11 protein-coding genes are annotated in these 22,998 nt (G+C 70.2%); 9 read left to right on the top strand and 2 right to left on the bottom strand.

Going from position 1 to position 22,998, the window contains the following annotated elements; genetic code table 11:
• Window positions 1-17: 17 nt before the first annotated feature.
• The 8 genes from ACXMYJ_RS10905 to ACXMYJ_RS10870 are packed head-to-tail and all read left to right on the top strand — an operon-like array spanning window position 18 to window position 19,578.
• Window positions 18-3,479, top strand: coding sequence for a non-ribosomal peptide synthetase (locus ACXMYJ_RS10905; protein WP_460356042.1), 3,462 nt, complete (start codon window positions 18-20; stop codon window positions 3,477-3,479).
• Window positions 3,476-4,219 (top strand): thioesterase II family protein, encoded by a 744-nt coding sequence (locus tag ACXMYJ_RS10900; protein ID WP_460356040.1) that lies wholly within the window; start codon window positions 3,476-3,478, stop codon window positions 4,217-4,219. Before ACXMYJ_RS10905 ends, ACXMYJ_RS10900 begins: the two co-directional genes overlap by 4 nt.
• The gene (locus ACXMYJ_RS10895) at window positions 4,216-5,526 is read left to right on the top strand and encodes a beta-ketoacyl [acyl carrier protein] synthase domain-containing protein (protein WP_460356037.1); all 1,311 of its coding nucleotides are present in this window, start codon (window positions 4,216-4,218) and stop codon (window positions 5,524-5,526) included. The genes ACXMYJ_RS10900 and ACXMYJ_RS10895 overlap by 4 nt, the downstream gene beginning before the upstream one ends.
• Window positions 5,526-8,441, top strand: a complete 2,916-nt coding sequence (gene mbtD / locus ACXMYJ_RS10890; RefSeq protein ID WP_460356095.1) for a mycobactin polyketide synthase MbtD — start codon at window positions 5,526-5,528, stop codon at window positions 8,439-8,441. Before ACXMYJ_RS10895 ends, mbtD begins: the two co-directional genes overlap by 1 nt.
• The gene (locus ACXMYJ_RS10885) at window positions 8,438-13,594 is read left to right on the top strand and encodes an amino acid adenylation domain-containing protein (RefSeq protein WP_460356034.1); all 5,157 of its coding nucleotides are present in this window, start codon (window positions 8,438-8,440) and stop codon (window positions 13,592-13,594) included. The genes mbtD and ACXMYJ_RS10885 overlap by 4 nt, the downstream gene beginning before the upstream one ends.
• On the top strand, window positions 13,591-18,087 hold the full coding sequence (locus ACXMYJ_RS10880; protein WP_460356032.1) for an amino acid adenylation domain-containing protein: 4,497 nt from the start codon (window positions 13,591-13,593) through the stop codon (window positions 18,085-18,087). The genes ACXMYJ_RS10885 and ACXMYJ_RS10880 overlap by 4 nt, the downstream gene beginning before the upstream one ends.
• The gene (gene mbtG / locus ACXMYJ_RS10875; RefSeq protein WP_260754136.1) at window positions 18,084-19,391 is read left to right on the top strand and encodes an NADPH-dependent L-lysine N(6)-monooxygenase MbtG; all 1,308 of its coding nucleotides are present in this window, start codon (window positions 18,084-18,086) and stop codon (window positions 19,389-19,391) included. Before ACXMYJ_RS10880 ends, mbtG begins: the two co-directional genes overlap by 4 nt.
• Entirely contained in the window at window positions 19,369-19,578 is a 210-nt protein-coding gene (locus tag ACXMYJ_RS10870) for an MbtH family protein (protein ID WP_260754132.1), read from the top strand. The genes mbtG and ACXMYJ_RS10870 overlap by 23 nt, the downstream gene beginning before the upstream one ends.
• A 66-nt stretch (window positions 19,579-19,644) precedes the next feature.
• Here the strand turns inward: ACXMYJ_RS10870 and ACXMYJ_RS10865 are convergent, their stop codons facing one another.
• Window positions 19,645-21,060, bottom strand: a complete 1,416-nt coding sequence (locus ACXMYJ_RS10865) for a hypothetical protein (RefSeq protein WP_460356028.1) — start codon at window positions 21,058-21,060, stop codon at window positions 19,645-19,647.
• Window positions 21,061-21,461: 401 nt separating this feature from the next.
• Window positions 21,462-21,773 (bottom strand): type II toxin-antitoxin system VapB family antitoxin, encoded by a 312-nt coding sequence (locus tag ACXMYJ_RS10860; RefSeq protein ID WP_260758183.1) that lies wholly within the window; start codon window positions 21,771-21,773, stop codon window positions 21,462-21,464.
• A 161-nt stretch (window positions 21,774-21,934) separates the two neighbouring features.
• On the opposite strand from ACXMYJ_RS10860, the gene hrcA reads away from it, so the two are divergent.
• A complete protein-coding gene (gene hrcA, locus ACXMYJ_RS10855; protein ID WP_460356092.1) occupies window positions 21,935-22,966 on the top strand; it encodes a heat-inducible transcriptional repressor HrcA in 1,032 nt (343 codons plus the stop codon).
• The last annotated feature ends 32 nt before the right edge of the window (window positions 22,967-22,998 follow it).

Here is a 22,998-nt window from a genome sequence, read left to right as displayed (position 1 = left end):
TGGTTCGAGGAGGTTCGGTGAGTTTGGCGTCGACGACTGCACAGTCTGTCCGCGACGAGGTTGCCGAACTGCTCGGTGTGAACCCGGCTGACCTCGACCCGCAGGCCGATCTGATCGCGTCCGGCCTGGACTCGATCCGGATGATGTCGTTGTCCGGTCGCTGGCGCCGACAGGGGATCGACGTCGGTTTCGCGGCGCTGGCGGCGAATCCCACCGTGGCCGCGTGGACGGAGTTGGTGACCGGTGGCGCCGGCGGAGGCCGCCAGGACACGGCCCCGGCCGCGGAGCCCGCGATGGACGACACCTTCCCGCTCGCGCCGATCCAGCACGCGATGTGGGTGGGCCGCAACGACGACCAGCAACTCGGTGGCGTCGCCGCGCATCTCTACGTCGAATTCGACGGTGCCGGAGTCGATCCGGACCGGCTGCGCGAGGCGGCGGCCAAACTCGCGGCACGGCATCCGATGCTGCGCGTCGAGATCCTGCCCGACGGCACCCAGCGCATCGGCGATCGCGGTCTGCCCGTCACCGTGTACGACCTGCGCGCGCTCGACGTGCCGGCGGCCGAACGACGTCTCGAAGAGATCCGGCAGGAGAAGTCGCATCAGATGATGCACGACGAGGTGCTGCAGCTCTCGCTGTCGCTGCTCGCGGATGGTCGGTCCCGGTTGCACGTCGACATGGACATGCAGGCCGCGGACGCGGTGAGTTACCGCAACTTCATGGCTGATCTTGCCGAGTTCTACAGCGGCGGAAACCTTCCCGACCTCGGCTATACCTACCGCGAGTACCGCGCGGCGCTCACCTCGACGACGGCGGAATCGGAGGACGACCGCCGCTGGTGGGCCGAACGCGTGCCCGAGCTGCCGGAGGGTCCCGCGCTGCCGCTGGTGCCGCGCGCCGAACAGGCCGACCCGAAACGCGCCCGGCGCCGCTGGCACATCTTCGATGTCGACACCCGGGACGCTCTCTTCGCGGCTGCGCGACGGCGGGGGATCACGCCGGCGATGGCGGTGGCCGCGTCCTACGCCGGCACGCTGGCCCGGTGGTCGACCAGTCGGCGCTTCCTGCTCAACCTGCCCATGTTCGGTCGCGAGCAGTTCCACCCCGACGTCGACAAACTCGTCGGGGACTTCACGTCGTCGCTGCTGCTCGATGTCGATCTCACCTGCGCCGACACCCCGATCGCGCGCTGCCGAGTGCTGCAGGAGACGCTGCACGCCACGGCGCGCCATTCCTCCTACTCGGGTCTGTCGGTGCTGCGCGACCTGACCCGCCACCACGGCACGCCCGTGCTGGCCCCGATCGTGTACACCAGTGCGCTGGGGCTCGGAGATCTGTTCGCGGGCAAGGTCACCGAGCACTTCGGCAAGCCGGTGTGGACGATCTCGCAGGGGCCGCAGGTGCTGCTCGACGCGCAGGCCACTCCCGTGGCCGAAGGCCTGATGATCAACTGGGACACACGCGAGGACGCGTTTCGGCCCGGTGTGGCCGACGCGATGTTCGCCCATCACGTCGCCGAGCTCGCGCGCCTTGCCGCCGACGAATCTGCCTGGGAAGCAGTCGATGTAGCCGCGGTGACGGCCGAACAACAGGCCGCGCGCGACAGGGTGAACGCGGTCTCCGTCGCGCCGAGCGGGGAGGTGCTGCACGACGGCTTCTTCCGTCGTGCCCAGACCCACCCCGACGCGCCGGCGGTGTGCTCCAGAGCGGGCGACCTCACCTACGGGCAACTGTGCGAACAGGTGCTCGCCGTCGCGGCCGCGCTGCACGTCGCCGGCATCCGGCACGGCGACACCGTCGCGGTGATGGGACCCAAGAACCACGAACAGGTCATTGCGCTGCTCGCGATATCGGCCGTCGGAGGGGTCTATGTGCCGGTCGGCGTGGATCATCCGGCCGACCGCGCGGCCCGCATGCTGGCCAACGGCCGGGTGCGGATGGCGCTGGTGTGCGGTGGCGAACCGCCGACCACATTGCCGGCCTTGACGATCACGGAAGCCCTGCGGGTGGGGCGCCGGGAAACCGGGTTCACGCCGCCCGCCGTCGAACCGGCGGATCTGGCCTACATCCTGTTCACCTCCGGTTCGACGGGTGAACCCAAGAGTGTCGAGATGACCCACGATGCGGCGATGAACACCGTCGAGTTCATCAACGGCCACTTCGAGATCGGCCCCGCCGACCGCTGCCTGGCGCTGTCGACGCTGGAATGCGATCTGTCCGTACTCGACGTCTTCGGCATGCTGCGGGCCGGGGGATCGATCGTCGTCGTCGACGAAGACCAGCGTCGCGATCCCGACGCGTGGGCCCGCCTCATCTCCGAGCATGGCGTGACCGTTCTGCACTTCATGCCGGGCTGGCTGGAGATGCTCTCGGAGGTCGACGGCGACCTGTCCTCGGTGCGGGTGGTTCCCACCGGCGGCGACTGGGTGCGACCCGACATGGTGCGGGCGCTGCGGAACCGGGCCCCGCACATGCGGTTCGCCGGCCTGGGCGGTGCCACCGAAACGGCCACGCACAACACCATCTTCGAGGTCGTCGGCGACATCCCGGCGGACTGGGCGTCCATTCCGCTCGGCGTGCCGCTGCCCAACAACGCCTGCCGGGTTGTCGGACCGGACGGCCGGGACTGCCCAGACTGGGTGCCCGGCGAACTTTGGGTCGGCGGCCGCGGTGTGGCCCGCGGCTATTGCGCGCGGCCCGATCTGACCGCCGAGCGGTTCGTTCGCCATGACGGCACGCTCTGGTACCGCACCGGCGATCTCGTGCGCTACCGAACCGGCGGCCTCATCGAGTTCGTCGGCCGGGCCGACCACCGGATCAAGATCAGCGGTTACCGTGTCGAACTCGGCGAGGTGGAGTCCGCTCTGCGCTGCGTCCCGGGCGTCGACTCCGCGGTGGCGGCCGTCGTGACCGCCGACGGCGGCCGGGACATGCTCGCCGCACTCGTGAGCGCCGACTCCGGCCACGCCGTGCCGGATCCGGCCAAGGTCACCGCGGCGATGGCCGAACTCGTTCCGCCGCACATGATCCCGCAGATCGTGGTCGGCGCCGGTGAAATCCCCTACACCCTCGGCGGCAAGATCGACCGGGCAGCGGTGACGCGTCGGCTCAGGGAAGCCGAGGTGCACGGCGGCGCCGGGTTCCGTGCGCCGGCCACCTCGCTGGAGACAGCGCTGTGCGCGCTCATCGGGTCGGTCCTCGGGCGCGACACCGTGGGCGCCGACGACGACTTCTTCGCCTCGGGCGGTGATTCCGTGCTGGCGACCCAGGTGGTCGCGCGCGTCCGCACCTGGCTCGACACCCCGTCGGTCGCGGTCGCCGACATCTTCGCGGCCCGCACCGCCGCGGCACTGGCGGCAAGGCTGATCGCCGGCGAGAACGACAGCACGCGGCTGACTGAAGTAGCCGAGCTCTATCTGGAGATCTCCGGGATGGACGGTGCCGAGGTGCTTTCCGCGCTGGACTCCGGGCGATGATCGGCGAGCGCCACCAGCTGGATCTCACGCCGTGGATCAAAAGGTTCCCGGGGGAGACCGGCACCGCGACGATCGTGTTTCCGCATGCGGGCGGCGCCGCGGCGGACTACCGCGGTTTCGCGTCGGCGTTGTCCGCCCGGGGCATCGACACCTACCTCGTGCAGTATCCGCAGCGCGGCGAGCGGCTCGCCCATCCGGCGCCGGAGACGATCACCGACCTGGCGGCGGACGTCCTGGGCGCCGCCGACTGGTCCCGGCTCGGGCAGGTGCGGCTGTTCGGGCACTGCATGGGCGCTCTGGTCGGCTTCGAGTTCGCGCAACTGGCTGCGCGGCGCGGCGTCACCGTCCGCGAGTTGTGGGCCTCGGCGAGCCAGGCGCCGTCGACCGTCGAAGGTTCGCGACCGGTGCCCACCACCGACCGGGAGATGCTGGCCGACATCATCGACCTCGGCGGCACCGACGCGCGACTGCTGGAGGACGAAGACTTCCTCGAGCTGCTGCTGCCCGCGGTGCGCGCGGACTACCAGGCTTTCAACCGCTACACCTGCGGCCGTGGCGTGCGCATCGACGCCGACATCCACGTGCTCGGCGGCCACGACGATCATCGAGTCGAACAGAACCTGTTGCGGCAGTGGGAGGTTCACACCACGGCCGCGTACACCTTCACGATGTTCGACGGCGGGCACTTCTACCTCGACGAGCATCGGGACGAGGTCGCCGAGCTGGTGAGCTGCACATGACCGATGACCCCGTCGTCATCGTCGGGATGGCGGTCGAGGCGCCGGGCGGTGTGCAGGACACAGACGACTACTGGAGCCTGCTCGCCGAACAGCGGGAGGCGCTGACCCCGTTCCCGACCGACCGGGGCTGGTCGTTGCCGACGCTGCTGGCCGGCTCGCGGCGGGACGGCTTCAAACCGATTCACAATCTGGGCGGATTTCTGCGCGGTGCAGGGCATTTCGACCCCGAGTTCTTCGGCATCTCGCGCCGGGAGGCCGTTGCCATGGATCCGCAACAGCGCGTCGCGCTGCGCGTCGCGTGGCGCGCGCTGGAGAGCGCGGGAATCAACCCCGACGACCTCGACGGCCACGACGCCGGGTGCTACGTCGGCGCCTCGGACATGGGGTACGGGCCCGCGATGGACGAGTTCTCCCACCACAGCGGCCATCTGATCACCGGAACCTCGCTCGGAGTCATCTCCGGCCGCATCGCCTACCTCCTGGGTCTGGCGGGTCCGGCGATGACCGTCGACACCTCGTGCTCGTCGGCCCTGTCCGCACTGCACATCGCCGTGCAGGGGCTGCGGTCCGGCGACTGCGACCTGGCCCTGGCCGGCGGGGTGTGCGTGATGGGTTCACCGGGCTACTTCGTGGAATTCTCCAAACAGCACGCGTTGTCCGACGACGGGCACTGCCGGCCCTACAGCGCGCACGCCAGCGGCACGGTGTGGGCCGAAGGCGCCGGGATGTTCGTGCTGCAACGGAGATCGGCCGCGCTGCGGGACCGCCGCCGGATCGTGGCCGAGGTACTGGCCAGTTGCGTGAACTCCGACGGCAGATCGGTCGGGCTCACCGCTCCCAGCCGCGAGGCCCAGACCCGGCTGTTCCGGCGTGCTCTGGCCACCGCCGGTGTCGACGTCGACAGCGTGGGCATGGTGGAAGGCCACGGCACCGGAACCCGGCTGGGGGACCGTACCGAGCTCACCTCGCTGGCCGCCACGTACGGAGCCGGGACGCCCGGGAGAGGCCCGTTGCTCGGCTCGGTCAAGTCCAACGTGGGACACACGCAGGCGGCCGCCGGTGCGCTCGGCCTGGCCAAGGTGCTGTTGGCCGCCGAGCACGCCGCCGTCCCCGCCACGTTGCACGTCGACGACCCGAGCCGCGAGATCGATTGGCAGAGCACGGGTTTGCGGTTGGCCACCAAGCTGACGCCGTGGCGTGCCGTCGACGGGACGCGCACGGGCGCGGTGTCGGCGTTCGGGATGAGCGGCACCAACACCCACGTCGTCGTCGCGGTGCCCGAGTCGGCGCAGGGTTGGCCCGCGTGATGCCGGCCGGCCGGTTGCCCGACGGGCGGATCGCCGTCGCGCTCAGCGCTCACGACGAGGCGCTGCTGCCTGTCGCCGCCCGTGACATCCTCGACTACCTGGGGCGAAAGCCGTGTGATCCCGCGCAGGTGGCCGCCCAGCTGGTGCGTACCCGACGGCCGCGACGCCACCGCGCGGTCGTGCGCGCCGCGGATCACGATGAACTGACCGCTGGTCTGCTGGCGCTCGCCGAGGGACGCGAGCACCCGTCGGTGACGCACGCGGCAGGACGGGCCGCGGGCCGGACCGCGTTCGTGTATCCCGGGCAGGGCACCCAGTGGCCGGGCATGGGCGCGCAGCCCTACCGCGAGCTGCCGGCCTACCGTGACGAAGCCGACCGGCTGGGTGCGGCGTTCGTCGCGGCCGGGCTGACGTCCCCGCTGCCGTTCCTCGTCGGCGGCGATGCGGCGCCGGGCCCGGTCTCGCACCTGGAACTGCAGGCCGCACAGTTCGTGCACTCCGTCGCGCTGACGGCGGTATGGCGCTCGTGTGGCATCGTGGCGGACCTGACCGTCGGGCACAGTCTCGGCGAGGTCGCGGCGGCCTACGTCGCCGAAACCGTCACCCTCGCCGACGCGGTCAGCGTGCTCGCCGCAAGGGCGGCGGCGATCGCGGCCATCCCGGGCGACAACGGCGTCGCGGTCCTTGGCGTGGACACCGACGAAGCCGCCGAGCTGATCGGCGCCACCGACGGCTGGCTGGAGTTGTCCGCGGTCAACGCGCAGACCTCGGTCGCGGTGTCGGGAGAGCGGTCCGCGGTCACCGCGGCCGTGGCGGCCGCCCGTGCCCGCGGCCGGTTCGCCAAGGAGCTGGCGATGAGTTTCCCGGCGCACACCACCGCGATGGAACCCCAGCGCGAGGACCTGTGCCGGCGGTTACCGGAATCGGTGTTCGCCGACTCGCCGGTGCAGTTCGTCGGGTCGGCGACCGGACAGGCCGTCGCCCCCGGCACCGAGTTCGGCGACTATTGGTATGCCAACCTGCGCAACACGATCCGGTTCGACTGGGCCGTGCGGACGGCCATCGGGCTGGGCGCCGGCGTTTTCGTCGAAATGTCTGCGCACCCGTCACTGCTGTTCGCCGTTGAAGACGGCATCGAACGCGCCGGCGCTGCGGCGGCGGTGCTCGTCGGCTCCGGACACCGCGACGAGTCCGTGCGCGACGCGTTGTCTGCCAATATCGTCACCGTCGCGGCCGCCGACCCCGCTTATCACTGGGGCGACCTTCTGACCGGCCGGCCCGAGCCGCTGTACGGCTTTCCGGGTGCGCCGATGCGCGCCGAGCACCTATGGGCCGAGCCCGAGCCGCTGCCGGCGCTGCCGCAACTGACCGTAAGCGGTGAGACCTGGCGGCCGCACCGCCCCGGCCGCGCCACGGCGACACCGCGCCGGAAGATCGCAGTGGTCGAGACCGGTTCTGCCACACCGGTGGCCGCGGCGCTGCGGCACGCCGTCGCCGAGCACGACCGCGCGGTGCTGACCGACCCGACGGACGCCGATCTGGTGATCGCGGTCGCACCCGCGTTCGGTGACCGCGACGCCGCCGGAGCCGTGGACGGGCTGTCCTGCGCCGTCGACACCGGCCTGCTCGGCTACCCCGACACGTTCGGCGCCCGGTGCCGTGACGTCTGGCTGGTGACCGCCGGCGCCGAGAGCGCCACCGCCGCGGACCCGTTGCCCGATCTGGCCCAGGCCGGGCTGGCCGCCATGCACCGCTGCATCGGGTTCGAACACCCCGACCAGAACTTCCACCACCTGGACCTGCCGGCCGGAGCGACGACCGGGATCGGTGCCGTCGACGTGATGCTGGACGCCACAGGCGAACTCGCCTTACGCGGCGACGGGGCGGTGTACCAACGCAGTCTCGGAGACGCGTCCGCCGCGCAACCATGGGAGCTCGGTTCGGGCGCACTCGACAACGTGGTGATCACCGGGGGCTCGGGAGCCATCGGGTTGAGCTACGCCCGCTTCCTGGCCGCACGCGGCGCCCGGCGGATCGTGCTGCTGAGCCGCCGCGGCGTCGACCCGGCCCTGGTGAACGACCTCGGTACCGAGATCATCGCACCAGCATGCGATCTGCGGGATTCCCGCCGACTTGCGGCCACGGCCGCCGACGTCGCCGGCGGTCCGGCGTCGCTGGTCATCCACGCCGCGGGCACCGCGATATTCGCCGATCGCACCGGCACCACCGGCGCCGCGCTGGCGGACATGGCGGCTGCCAAGATCGTCGGCCTGGAGGCGCTGACCCACACCTGGCCGATCCGCGACGACGCCCGAATCCTGTTGTGCTCCTCAGTGACCGGCGTGTGGGGCGGAAAGGGTGTCGGCGGGTATGCGGCAGCCAACCGGATGCTCGACGTGATGGCTGCCAGGTTGCGCGCCGAAGGGCGCCATTGCACGGCCGTGCGCTTCGGTCTCTGGGAGGGCAGCGGCATCGTCGACGCCGCGGAGATCGCGCGGGTGGAGCGCACGGGACTGCGGCAGATGAGCCCCCAACTCGCCGTCGAGGCGAGCCTGGCGGATCTCTCGGGGGATCCGCTGGTGCTGGCCGCCGACCCGGAGCGGATGCGCGCGTTCTTCGGCGAGACACCGGTGCAGACATCGAGGGAGACTGACACAGCTGCCGGTTCCACGCCGATGGCGCCGCCCGAGGCGGTACGCAGCCAGCTCGCGGCAGTGCTCGGAGCGGACTGCGCAGCACTGGATCTGGACTCATCGCTGTTCGATCTCGGGGTCGACTCGCTGCTCGCGCTGGATCTCCGTAAGCGTCTGAAACGGCTGACCGGCCACACCGTGCCGCTGGCGACACTGCTGGGCGGCATCACCGGTACGGACCTGATCGCCGGCCTATCAGAGAAAGTGAACTCTTTTCAGTGACTGACATCGACACCGGGGCCGGGCTCGACGAGCGCCGACTGGAACTGCTGCGCCGCAGGATGCAGGAGCGTGGGCTGAGCACCGGCACCGCCCAGGACACGGGTGATCCCGACGCGCTGACCGAGGGCCAGCTGCGGATGTGGTTCGTGCACAACGCCGACCCGAGTGGCGCGCTGCTCAACGTGTGCCTGTCCTACCGCCTGTCCGGCGACATCGACCTCGCCCGGCTGCACGCTGCGGTCGACGCGGTGGCCCGGCGCCACCGCGTGCTGCGCACGACGTACCGCACCGAGGCGACCGCCGCCGGCGACAGCGGCATGCCGGTGCCCACCGTGCACGCCGACCTCATGCCCGGCTGGGCCGAACACGATCTGAGCGATCTGTCCGAGCGGGCCCGCCGGCTGCGGCTGGAGGTGATCGCGCAGCGCGAGTTCGCCAAGCCGTTCGACCTGGACGTCGAGTCGCCGCTGCGTATCACGGTGATCCGCATCGCCGCAACGGAACACGTCATGCTGCTGGTGGCACATCACATCGCCTGGGACGACGGTTCGTGGGAGGTGTTCTTCGGCGACCTGACCCGCGCCTACGTCGGTGAACAGCTGCGCCCGGCGCCCCGTGCGGTCCCCACCGCCGCCGGCTCCGACGAGGAGGACGTCGCGTACTGGCGGACAGTGATGGCCGATCCGCCGGAACCGCTGGAGCTGCCCGGTCCGACCGGGTCGGCGGTCCCGACCAGCTGGCGGTCACAGCGCACCGCGCTGCGCCTGGACGGGGAGACGAGCGCGCGGGTCACGGCACTGGCCGACGAGGTCGGCGCCACACCGTACGCGGTGCTGCTGGCGGTGTTCGGCGTGCTGATCCACCGGTACAGCCACGTCGACGACTTCCTGGTCGCCACCCCGGTGCTCAACCGCGACGGCAACCCCGACGACGTCATCGGCTACTTCGGCAACACCGTCGCGATGCGGTTGCGCCCACGCCCGGCGATGACATTCCGCGATCTGCTGACCCAGACCCGCGACACCGCGCTCGGGGCGTTCGCCCACCAGCGGGTCGGCCTGGACCGGATGGTCCGTGAGCTCAACCCCGACCGGCGGCACGGCGCCGAGCGGATGACGCGGGTCAGCTTCGGCTTCCGCGGCCGCGACCGGTTCGGCTTCACCCCGCCCGGTGTCACCTGCGAAAGGGCCGAGCTGCGTTCACATCTGACGCATCTCCCGCTGGGCATCATGGTGGAGTTCGACACCGACGAGATCGTGGTGGAGCTCGAGCACCTGGTGGAGATCATCGAACCCGGATTGGCCCGGCAACTGCTCGACCATTACGCCGTATTGATCCGCAGCGCACTGGGCGCACCCGACACCGCGCTGAGCGCACTGCAGCTGATGAGCGACGAGGACCTCGACTGGCTGCGCGCGGTGTCGTCGGGCCCGGCGTTCGAGACCCCGCCGGCCACCATCACCGACCTCATCGAGGCGCAGGCCCGGCGCAGTCCCGACGGCACCGCCGTCGTCTTCGAGGGGCGCCAGCACACCTACCGCGAGATCAACGAGGCGGCGAACCGCGTCGCCCACTGGCTGATCCGGGAAGGGGTGGGCGCCGAGGACCGGGTCGCCGTGCTGCTCGACAAGTCACCGGAGCTGGTGGTAACCGCGCTGGGCGTGCTCAAAGCCGGCGCGGTCTACGTCCCGGTCGACCCCACCTACCCGCAGGACCGCGTTGACTTCATCCTGGGCGATTGCGACGCGAAAGTGGTTGTGCGGGAGGCGGTCAGCAATGCCGGCGAGCTGCGCGCCGACGATCCGACGGACAGCGACCGGGTGCGCCCGGTGGGCCCGGACAACACGGCCTACTTGATCTACACCTCCGGTTCAACCGGCCTGCCCAAAGGCGTCCCGGTGCCGCACCGACCGGTCGCCGAGTACTTCGTCTGGTTCGCCGACGAGTACGAGGTCGACGAGAACGACCGGCTGCTGCAGGTCGCCTCACCGAGCTTCGACGTGTCCATCGCCGAGGTGTTCGGCACGCTGGCCTGCGGTGCCCGGCTGGTGATCCACCGCCCCGGCGGTCTGAACGACATCGGTTACCTGACCGCGCTGCTGCGCGACGAGGGCATCACCGCGATGCACTTCGTCCCGTCACTGCTCGGGCTGTTCCTGTCGCTGCCCGGGGTGAACCAGTGGCGCACCCTGCAGCGGGTGCCGATCGGCGGTGAAGCGCTGCCCGGTGAGGTGGCCGACAAGTTCCATGCCACCTTCGACGCGCTGCTGCACAACTTCTACGGACCCACCGAAACCGTCATCAACGCCACCCGGTTCAAGGTCGAGGGCAGGCAGGGCACCCGGATCGTCCCGATCGGCAAACCCAAGATCAACACGCAGATCCACCTGCTCGACGATGCGCTGCAACCGGTGCCGGTTGGTTCCATCGGCGAGATCTACATCGGCGGAACCCATGTCGCGCGTGGCTACCATCACCGGCCGGGGCTGACCGCCGAGCGGTTCGTCGCCGACCCGTTCACCCCCGGTGCGCGCATGTACCGCTCCGGTGACCTGGCGCGGCTCAACGCCGACGGTGACATCGAGTTCGTCGGCCGCGCCGACGAACAGGTCAAGATCCGCGGGTTCCGCATCGAACTGGGCGACGTCGCCGCCGCGATCACCGTGGACCCCAGCGTCGGGCAGGCCGTGGTCGTCGTCGCCGACCTGCCCAACCTCGGCAAGAGCCTGGTCGGCTACCTGACCCCGGCCGACGGGGCGGCGGTGGACGTCGACAGGGTCCGCGCCCGGGTGGCCGCCGCACTGCCGGAGTACATGACGCCGGCCGCCTACGTGGTGGTCGACGAGATCCCGATCACCGCGCACGGCAAGATCGACCGCGCCGCGCTGCCCGAGCCGGAGATCTCGGCGGCAACCGAGTTCCGTGAGCCGGCCGAGGGCACCGAGGCCCGACTGGCGCAGCTGTTCGCCGAGTTGCTCGGTCGTAGCGGCGTCGGCGCCGACGACTCGTTCTTCGACCTGGGTGGGCACTCGCTGCTGGCCACCAGGCTGGTGGCCGAGCTGCGGAGCCGGTTCGGCGCGGACGTCGAGGTGCGCGATGTCTTCGAGCACGCGACCGTCGCCCGGTTGGCCGCCCACATGAACACCTTGGCGTTCGGAGAGAACGCCACCACCCGCAGGCCTCGGCTGGTCGCCGCGCCACTGGACGGCCCGGCGCCGCTGTCGTCGTCGCAGCTGCGTTCGTGGTTCGGGTACCGGATCGAGGGTCGCAGCCCGATCAACAACATCCCGTTCGCGGCGCGGGTGACCGGCCCCTGCGATGTCGACGCGTTCGTCGCCGCTATTCGCGACGTCGTGGAGCGGCACGCCGTCCTGCGCACCACCTATCGCGAGATCGACGGTGTGCCCTACCAGATCGTGAACCCGGTCTCTGACGTCCCGGTCCGGCGGGCCCGCGGTGAGGGCGAGGAGTGGCTGCAGGCCGAACTTGACCGCGAGCGCAAACGCACCTTCGATCTGGAAGAAGACTGGCCGATCCGGGCGGCGGTGTTCGCCGTGGGTCAGGCTCCGGACGGCCGAGCCGCCGATCAAACTCCGGAACATGTGCTGTCCGTGGTGATTCACCATATCGCCGGTGACCACTGGTCCGGCGGCGTGCTGTTCAGCGACCTGGTGACCGCATACCGCGCCCGGAAGGCCGGGGAGCGGCCGACCTGGGCGCCGCTGCCCGTGCAGTACACGGATTACGGTGCATGGCAGGCGAAGCTGCTCAGCGACGACACCGGTATCGCCGTACCGCAGCGCGAGTACTGGGTTCGTCAGCTTGCCGGTGCTCCGGTGGAATCCGGGCTGCCGTTGGACTTCTCGCGCCCCCGGCTGCCCACCGGCAAGGGTGACGCCGTCGAGTTCACCATCGACGGTGACGTTCGGCGCAGAATCGCCGAGCTGTGCCGCGAGGTCGGCATCACCGAGTTCATGCTGCTGCAGGCCGCGGTCGCGGTGACGCTGGCGAAAGCCGGTGGCGGCCTGGACGTCCCGATGGGCACACCGGTGGCGGGCCGCTCCGAGGCCGAGCTGGAACAGCTCGTCGGGTTCTTCGTCAATTTCGTGGTGCTGCGCAACGACCTGCGCGGCAACCCGACGCTGCGCGAGGTGCTGACCCGCGCCCGCGATATGGCGTTGTCGGCGTACTCCAATCAGGACGTGCCGTTCGAACAGGTCGTCGAGGCGGTGAATCCGCCGCGCACCCTGGCCCGCAACCCGCTGTTTCAGGTGGTGGTGCACGTGCGGGAACAACTGCCGCAGCGCCAGATGATCGACGCCGACACCGAATTCACGGCACTGGAACCGACGTTCGACATCGCCCAGGCCGATCTGTCGCTGAACTTCCTGGCCGGGGACGGTTCCGGGCGCGACGGCGAGGGGTACCGCGGCTACCTGATCTACCGGCCGGAGCCCTACACCCGGCGCACCGTCGAACGGCTCGGCGGGTGGCTGACCCGGGTGGTGGCGGCGTTCGTCGACACCCCCGACCGTGCGCTCGGCGACGTCGACATCCTCTGCGCCGAGGAGAGGAAACGCATCTCGCAGGAATGGAGCACCGGCGCCCGCGTCGAGGTGCTCGACGCCGATCTGTCGCCCGTGCCGGTCGGCGTGCTCGGCGATCTGTACCTGAGCGGTGGTCCTTTCGAGGCAACGGAGCGCTACCGCACCGGCGACCGTGCCCGCTGGAACGACGACGGCCGACTCGAGATCGTCGCCCGCCGTCCCGCCGCCGGCGACGTCGTCGACGCGGCTCCGCCCGCCGAGGTCGAGTTCGAGGAGCCGCAGACCGACACCGAACGTGCTTTGGCCGCATTGCTTTCCGGGCTGCTCGGCGCCGGAGAGGTGGGCCGCTACGACGACTTCTTCGGGCTCGGCGGTGACAGCGTGCTGGCCGTCCAACTCGCCGCCCGGGCACGCGATGCCGGCCTGGACCTGAGTGCGCGCATGGTCTTCGAGCATCCGCAGCTCGCGCAACTGGCCGCCGCCATCGACAGCGGCACCGGCGCGGCCGATGACCAGCCGGACACCCACCACGCGCCGATGTCGGTGTCGGGGCTTCCCGCCGACGAACTCGCCGCACTGACCGCATCGTGGGGCGCCGGGCAATGACCCAGACCGAGCCGACCCAGACCGAACCCGGCGCCGAGCCGCCCGTCATCGAGGACGTGCTGGCGCTGAGCCCGCTGCAGCAGGGGCTTTTCTCCATGGCGACGCTGTCCGACGGCCGCGACGACGACCCCTACGTCATCGCGATGGCCGCCGACGCCACCGGCCGGCTGGACGCCGACCTGCTCCGCAGGTGCGCGGCGGAGCTGCTGGAGCGGCACGCCAACCTGCGGGCCAGTTTCGTCAAGGGCAACCTCAGCCGTGCCGTACAGGTCATCCCGAAACGGGTCGACATGCCGTGGCGTCATGTCACCGCCGCCGACGACGCCGAACTGGAAGAGATCGAAAAGGACGAGCGCGCTGCGCCGTTCACACTCGAGCGGGGCCCGGTCATCCGTTTCCTGCTCATCGAGGCGCCGCAGCGCTGGCGGTTCGTGGTGACCGCCCACCACATCTTGATCGACGGGTGGTCGCTGCCGTTGTTCATGGGTGAGCTGCTGACCCTGTACCGCGCCGGCGGTGACGTTACGGCGCTGCCGCCGCCGCCACGGCCCTACCGGGACTACATCGGCTGGCTGGCCGGTCGCGACGACGAGTCCGGCCGCGCACTGTGGCGGCGGCATCTGGCCGGTGTCGACGGGCCCACGCTGATGACGCCGGCTCTGACGTCGTCGGCGCCGTCGGGACGGCCCCGGCTCACCGAGGTGATGCTGGACGCCGAGACCACCGGTCGGCTCGCCGAGGCCGCCAGGAGTCGCGGCGTCACGCTCAACACCCTGATCCAGATGTCTTGGACCACCGTGCTTTCGGTCGTCACCGCCCGCACCGACGTGGTGTTCGGCGTGACGGTGTCCGGACGTCCGGGCGAACTCGCCGGCGTCGAGCGCATGGTCGGGTTGTTCATCAACACCGTGCCGCTGCGGGTGCGCCTGGACCCCGGCGCGCCGACCGGCGAGCAGTGCCTGGCCCTGCAGCGCGAAGCAGCTGCGCTGCGCGATCACAGCTACCTGAGCCACTCCGCGCTGCGTGCCCTCGGCGGAATCGGCGAGATGTTCGACACCTTGCTGGTGTATGAGAACTTCCCGCCCGGCGGGCTGGTGGGCCAAACGGAGTTCGAGGCGAACGGCGCGACGTTCGTGCCGTCGGCGCTGGAGAGTCTGTCGCACTTCCCGGTGACCATCGCGGCGCATCTGGCCGACGACCGGCTCACGGTGTTCGTCGAGGCGGTCGACGGCGCGCTCGGCGCGCTGCGGCCGGACGATCTCGGTAGGCGGGTGCTGCACACTGCTGGACGCCTGATCGACTGCTGGGAGCGACCGCTGCGCGCCGCCGGGGTGTTGCTGCCCGCCGAGTACCCCCCCGGGCCGGTGACGCCGGATCCGGCGACTGCCCATAGCATCCACGACAGGTTCACCCGCATCGCCGGCGACCGGCTCGGGTCGGTCGCGCTGACCTGGGAGGCCGGCGGGGACTGCGGCACGCTGACGTATCGGGAACTGGACGAGGCCGCCGACCGGATGGCCGTTGCGCTCATCGCCGCCGGCGTGGGCCCCGAGATCCCGGTCGCGGTGTTGCTGCCGCGTGGGCCCGACTACGTGGTGGCGATGTTCGGCGTGCTCAAGGCCGGCGGGGTGATCGTCCCGCTCGACCCGGCCATGCCCGGCGAACGCATCACCGACATTCTCGAACAGTCCGGCGCGGCGGTGGTGATCGATGATGCGTTCGTCGCCGCGGTGCCCACCGCCGGGCCGCCGGCCGGATACCGACCCGCCCGCGCGTCCGCCGACCAGGCGGCGTACATCGTGTTCACCTCCGGCACCACCGGCAGACCCAAGGGCGTGGTCGGCACGCACGGCGCGGTGCTGGCCTACGCCGAGGACCACGCCGAGCACGTGCTGCGCCCGGCGGCCGAGCGGATCGGTCGTCCGCTGCGCGTGGGTCACGCGTGGTCGTTCACCTTCGACGCCGCCTGGCAGCCGCTCGCGGCGCTGCTCGACGGGCATTCGGTGCACCTCATCGGCGACGAATCCCAGCGTGACGCAGAGGCTTTGGTGTACGGCATCGGCCGCTTCGCCGTCGACATGCTCGACACCACGCCGTCGATGTTCGCCCAACTGCGCGACTTCGGCCTGCTGAGCACCGTTCCGCTCGCGGTGCTGGCCCTCGGAGGGGAGGCGGTGAGTCCCGCGCTGTGGCGGCTGATCGGCGACGAGTGCGTCCGCACCGGAATGACCGCGTTCAATTGTTACGGGCCGACCGAGACCACGGTCGAGGCGGTGGTCGCGCCCATCGACGAGTACCGGAAACCCTCGATCGGCCGGCCGACCCGGAGCATGAGCGCCTACGTGCTCGACGCATGGCTGCGGCCGGTGCCCGACGGCGTCGCGGGGGAGCTGTACCTGTCGGGCCGGCAGCTGACCCGCGGCTACCTGGGCCGTGCCGCCGAAACGGCGGGACGGTTCGTCGCCGACCCGTTCACGCCCGGGGCCCGCATGTACCGCACCGGCGACGTGGTGCGGCGCGGTGCGGACGGCGGCCTGCAGTTCCTCGGCCGTGCCGACGACCAGGTCAAGATTCGCGGCTTCCGCGTCGAACCCGGTGAGATCGCGGCGGTACTGAGCGAGCACCCAGCCGTCACCGACGCACACGTCACCGTCGACCGGCGTGGCGCGCAGGCCAGGCTGACCGCCTACGTCGCCGCAGGGGTGAACCCTCCGGCTCTCGCCGATCTGCGGGCGCTGATGGCCACACGCCTGCCGCGCTACATGGTTCCGCAGCGCGTCGTCGTGCTGTCCGAGCTGCCGCTGACCTCGCACGGCAAGATCGACGAGGCCGCGCTGGCCGGGATCGCGATCGAGGACGCCGTGTCGGCGGCGCCGCAGACGCCGACCGAGACGGCACTGGTCGAACTGCTGTCCGAGGTGCTCGGCGAGGACGGCGTCGACGTCGAGGCCGACTTCTTGGAGACCGGGCTGGACAGCATCGTGGCGCTGACCCTGGTGCAGGCCGCACGCCGCCGCGGGATCGAGATGCGGGCCCGACTGATGCTGGAGTGCAACAACATTCGCGAACTGGCCGCCGCGATAGATGCCTCTGCGCACGACCACGCCCCGGCCCCGGTCACCGACGACCGCTTCGGTGAGGTGATGCCCGCACCGATCATGTCCTGGATGTACGAGTACGGGAACTTCCGCCGGTTCACCCAGAATGTGCTCGTGTCGCTGCCTGCGGATCTGCCGGGGCAGCGTCTGGAGCAGATCGTGCAGGCCCTGCTGGACCGCCACGACATGCTCCGGGCGGTCCTCGACGAGCGCGGCCGGCTGGGGACCCGTGCGCCCGGCGCGGTGTGCGCCGCCGACGTGCTCCACGCGGTGGATGCCGCCGCCGATACCGCGCTGGAGGTCGAAGTGGCTGCCGCACTTGACCGTATCGACCCGGCTTCGGGCTCGATGGTCCAGGCGGTCTGGTTCCGGCAGGGTCCGCCGGTGCTGGCGCTGTGCGTTCACCACCTGGCCACCGACGTGGTGTCGTGGTACGTGCTCCTCGGCGCGCTGGCCCAACTCGATGCCGCGCTGGCTGCCGGGCACCCCGTGGACCAGGCCCACGAGTACACCACCTACCGGGAATGGACGCGGCGACTGCACGAGCGCAGCCGTACCGAGACTGTCGAGCACAGCCGGGAGTACTGGGTCGGGCAACTCGCCGGACCCGACCCGGAGCTCGGCCGGCGCCGGGCCGACCCGCGGCGCGACACCTGGGCCTCGCTGCGCACGACCGACGTCCTCACCGATGCCGCCGTCACCCGGGCCATCCTGGACCGGCTCGACCACGCAGGCCTTCAGATGCGTGATTTCCTGCTCACCGCACTGACTCTCACGCTGGCGTCGTGGCGGATCGAGCGCGGGCAGCCCGCCCACCACGGCACGCTCGTCGCCCTGGAGGGGCACGGCCGGGAGGACGCGCTCGTCGGGGGAGGTGTCGACACCTCCACCACCGTCGGGTGGTTCACGTCGGTGTATCCGGTGCGCCTCGGCGCCGGGGAGGCCGCGATCGACGTGCACACCGCGGGTCGGAATCCGGCCGCGGCCCGCACCCTGCTCCGCGCGGTCGCCCGGCAGCTCGCCGAGGTGCCCGACCGGGGCCTCGACTACGGGTTGCTGCGCTATACGCGGCGCGACGAAGCCCTGGCGGCAATGCCCGACCCGCAGGTCGAGTTCAACTACGTCGGCAGGCACGACCTCAGCGCCGACCAGACTACGCACGCGTGGTCGCTGATCACCGACGAAACCCTCAACGCGCACATGCCGGCCGCCGCCGAGCCGGACCTGCCGCTGCGCTATACGTTCGACGTCATCTCGGTGATCTCCGGCGGCGCCGACGGGCCGCAGCTACGCACCAGCTGGCGCTGGAGCACCGTGCTGTCCGACGCGGCAGAAGTCGACCGGCTCACCGTGCTCTGGCAGCGGGCGGTCACCGCACTCGCAGAGGCGTTATGACGACTCCGCCCACCCCGACCCTCGCCGTCGTCGGCGCCGGCCCGAAGGCGATCGCGGTGGCGGCCAAAGCCGCCGAACTGCGCGCCATGGGCGTCGACGTGCCCGACGTGGTGGCGATCGAGCGCAGCGTCGTGGCCGCCAACTGGCAGTCCGTGGGCGGCTGGACCGACGGTCAGCACCGGCTCGGCACCAGCCCCGAGAAGGACGTCGGCTTCCCGTACCGGTCCTCGCTGGTGCCCCGCCGCAACGCCGAACTCGACGAGCGGATGATGCGGCACAGCTGGCAGTCCTATCTGGTGGCCACCGCACAGTTCGCGGAATGGATCGACCGGGGCCGGCCGGCACCCACCCACGTCGGGTGGAGCCGCTACCTGCGCTGGGTCGCCCACAACATCGGTATGACGGTGATCACCGGTGAGGTGCAACGCATCTCGACCGACGGCCGACGGTGGGAGGTGGTCACGCCGCAGCGCAGCGTGGCTGCCGACGGCGTGATGATCACCGGACCCGGGCAGGCTCAGCGCTCGATACTGCCGCATGACCCGCATGTTCTGTCGATCGCCCAGTTCTGGGAACGCGCGGCCCGGCCGGATCTGATCGTCGCCGAGCGGGTCGCGGTCATCGGAGGGGGCGAGACGGCGGCGTCCATGCTCAACGAGCTTTTCCGGCACCGTGTTTCGACCATCACCGTGATCTCGCCGCAGGTCACCCTGTTCACCCGCGGGGAGAGCTTCTTCGAGAACACGTTGTTCTCCGACCCGACGGATTGGGCCGGCTTGACGGTGACCGAACGGCGCGACGCGCTGGCCCGCACCGACCGTGGCGTGTTCTCGGCTCGGGTGCAGGACGCGCTGCTCGCCGACGACCGGATCCGCCATCTGCGCGGCCGGGTCGCCCACGCCGTCGCACGCGACGAGCGGATCCGCTTGACCCTCAGCTCGAACCGCGGCGGCGAAGCGCTGGAGACCGTGCACGGTTTCGATCTGGTGATCGACGGCTCCGGCGCCGACTCCATGTGGTTCGAGCCGTTGTTCAGCCAGGACGCGCGCGATCTGATCGAGCTGGCGCTGCGCGCCCCGCTGACGGGTGATTCGCTGCAGGAATCCATCGGTCACGACCTGTCGGTGGCCGCGCTGACGCCGAAGTTGTTCCTGCCCGGCCTGTCCGGGCTGATGCAAGGCCCGGGATTTCCGAACCTCAGCTGCCTCGGGCTGCTGTCCGATCGTGTGCTCGGGGCCCACTACGCGGGTGCCGCGCAACCCCCTTCGACGAGGAGAACCGATGAGCACCAACCCGTTCGATGACGACAACGGTGCGTTCTACGTGCTGGTCAACGACGAGGAGCAGTACAGCCTGTGGCCGACCTTCGCCGACGTGCCCGCCGGGTGGCGAATTGTCTTCGGGGAGAGCACCCGTGCCGATTGCCTGGCCTTCGTCGAAGACACCTGGACCGACCTGCGGCCTCGCAGCCTGCGGGAGTCGATGAGCTGACCGCGCAGGCACAGGCCGGAAGGGCCCTCGGGAGTGGCGGCCCGGCCACCCCCAAGGGCCCTCGTGTCAACGCCGGTTACTCGGTGCTGTCCGATCCGCCGGATCCGGAGTCACCGTCGGTACCTGCACCGGCGTCCGACCCGGGTGCGGTTGCCGCCGACTCGTCGTCGTCACCAGCGGCGGGCGCGTCGTCGCCGCCCGATTCGTCGCTCGCCACGTCGTCCGCGCTGTCGGTGTCGCGTCCTCGCCGACAGGTGCGCCGTCGACGTCGTCCCCGTCAGTGTTGACGGCGGGCTCGGTGCCGTCACCGACGTCCTGACCGTCGGTGTCGGTCACCGTGTCCGTGTCGGCGGGTACCTCCGGGGCGCCGGCGTCCTCGGCCTCGGTGGCTGATCCCGACCCGGCCGTGTCGATCGTGAAAGTCGCCGCGTCGTCGGAGAAGGCTGCCGAGGTCGACGACACCTCTGTGGTCGGAGTGCTCGCCGAGGCGTCGGCTTCGGGCTCCGGTTGCGGGCGCTGCAGATTGAGCGCCCGGGCGATCTCCCGCGGCAATTGGACGAAGAGGAAGTCGAGAGTGCCGGTGGGGGAGAACAGGCCGGGGAAGTTCCGGCCGGGGCCGTCGGGCGGGAAAGGACTGTCGGGGTCGTCGACGAAGGCAGGCACGTAGCCGTTGAGGAACGCGTTGAGGATCTTGGCCGGGGCGTTGACGACCTCGCTGGCCAACGTGACCAGATCGCCTGAGAACAGCGCTTCCCGTGCTCGGTCCAGGATCTCGACGGTCTGGAAGATCGCTGTGATCGGCGGTGCGAACAGGGCCCGACCGAGGTTGCCGATCACACCGCGCGACAGCAGGCCAGGACCGTAGCCGGGTCCGGCGGTGCCTTCGTCCATCCACGACGTGCCGAGGATTCGGGCTAGGGGGTGCAACCCGATGGACTCCAGGAAGTCGCCGGGAACGCGGAGGGCATCGAGCAGACCGGCCCTGCCCTCTGAGAGGGCGTCGACCAGGAACCAGTGGTTGATCTGACCGTATGCCGCCAGGAACTGGCCCTGCAGCAGCAAGCCCGCCGCGGTGACGATCGCCTCGGGAAGCTTCGCGAGCGCACCCCACGAAGCCGCCGAGGCGGCCTCGAGTCCCGCGCCGATCCGGGCACCGTAGGTGAACGGGAACTTCAGCGTCTCGGTGAGAAACGGCAGTGGATTGGTCACCGACGAGAACAGGACCTCGATTATCTCGGCGTGCAGCGCGGGGTTACCCAGCGCCTGTCCCAGCGCGGTCGTCTGCGCCACGATGTTGTGTCCCAGCCCACCCGCGGTGGTCAGGGAGTTCGAGATCGTCGTCCCCCACAGCGCCAGGGGGTTTTCGAACGCCGACAACTCGTGAGCCGTCACGTGTGCGTGCGGACGGACGGTCGATGCCGCCGTGTCGAGCGTGGGGGCGACGGCCAGAACGCCGGCGCCGGCGACCGCAACACTCGCCATGAACGCTTTGCTGCGACGGTGGCTCGCTGGAGCGCGCCCGGTGTCGTACACGCATCCCGGCACCGGGACACGACGGTCTTGCTTCACACATTTCCCCTGTCAGCTATGTATTTCCTATGTATCTCCTGTGAGATTGGTGAACGCTAACGGAGGGATGTGACCCTGGCAATAGGTTTGCCTAACCTAAAAGATAATCGATGAGCTGCGGGGTTGTGGGCGAACGGGCGAATGGGCAACGCGGCATGTCTCGCGCACTTCGCCGCAGAGGTTGCGTGAGTCTGCTAGGAGCACCGCCTGGGCACCGGGCGGCTGGGGCACGGGTGGGCGGAGAATCGTTGCTACGAATCTGCTGACGTCGTACGGCGAGAGATTGCTGAAGCCGGTTACTGACGGAGACGGGCTCAGGTGGCCTGCGAAGCGACGTCCATGTCGAACACCCGGGCGTGCAGGACGGTGCGATTGCGCAGGGCGGCCCGCACCGCGCGGTGCAGTCCATCTTCGAGGTAGACGTTGCCGCGCCACTTGACCGCGTGCGGGAACAAATCGCCGTAGAACGTCGAGTCCTCGGACAGCAGCCGGTCGAGCGCCAGCACCGTGGTCGTCATGACGAGTTCGTCGAGCCGGATCTGCCGGGGCGGGATCTGGGCCCACTGTCGGTGCGACAGACCGTGGTCAGGGTAGGGCCTGCCATCGCGAACCCCTTTGAAGATCATCGACGCGCCTTTGCTGCCCATTGCCCCCGTGATTGTTGCCTGGTTCGTTAGGTTAGCCTGCCTCCGACGACCGTGTCGCCCGGCCGCTCGACCGACCCGCATCCGGGGTCCGCCGTAAAATGAACGCGACCGGTACGTGACTTCTTCAGGTGGGTGAACAAATGGGCAGCGCCGACGAACGTCGTTTCGAGGTTCTCCGGGCCATCGTCGCCGATTTCGTCGCCACGAAGGAGCCGATCGGATCCAAGGCTCTCGTGGAACGTCATAACCTCGGCGTATCGAGCGCAACCGTGCGCAACGACATGGCTGTTCTGGAGGCCGAGGGGTACATCACCCAGCCGCACACCAGCTCGGGGCGGGTGCCTACCGAGAAGGGCTACCGCGAGTTCGTCGACCGGCTCGAGGACGTCAAACCGATGTCGGGGGCGGAGCGGAGAGCGATCCTGCAGTTCCTCGAGTCCAGTGTCGACCTCGACGATGTGCTGCGCCGGGCGGTGCGGCTGCTCGCGCAACTGACCCGTCAGGTCGCGGTCGTCCAGTACCCGACCCTGACCACGTCCTCGGTGCGGCGTCTGGAGGTCGTGGCGCTGACGCCGGCGCGGCTGCTGCTGGTCGTGATCACCGACACCGGCCGCGTCGATCAGCGCATCGTCGAACTCGGCGACGCGATCGACGACGCGCAGCTGTCGCGGCTGCGCGACCTGCTGGGCCAGGCCCTCGAAGGCAAGCCCCTGACGGCGGCCTCGATCGCGGTGTCGGACCTGGCGTCTAACCTCAACGAGCACGACGGCCTGGGTAACGCAGTCGGCAGAGCCGCAACCGTGCTCGTCGAGACCTTGGTCGAACATACCGAGGAGCGGCTGCTGCTGGGTGGCACGGCGAACCTGACGCGTAACACCGCCGACTTCGGTGGCTCGTTGCGGTCGGTGCTCGAGGCGCTGGAGGAGCAGGTGGTGGTGCTGCGCCTGCTGGCCAAACAGCAGGAGGCGGGCAAGGTGACCGTGCGCATCGGTCACGAGACCGAGGCCGAGGAGATGGCGGGAACCTCGGTGATCAGCACGGCGTACGGCAGCGCGGGCAAGGTGTTCGGCGGCATGGGTGTGTTGGGTCCCACACGGATGGACTATCCGGGAACCATCGCCAACGTCGCCGCAGTTGCTCTCTATATTGGCGAAGTCTTAGGAAACCGCTGACCGCGCGCCCTGAACGGGTTTACGCGGATCGG

The sequence above is a fragment of the Mycobacterium sp. ZZG genome (assembly GCF_054786995.1).
The sequence above is the reverse complement of the archived record's forward strand: the minus strand, read 5'-3'. Positions and strand labels throughout refer to the sequence as shown.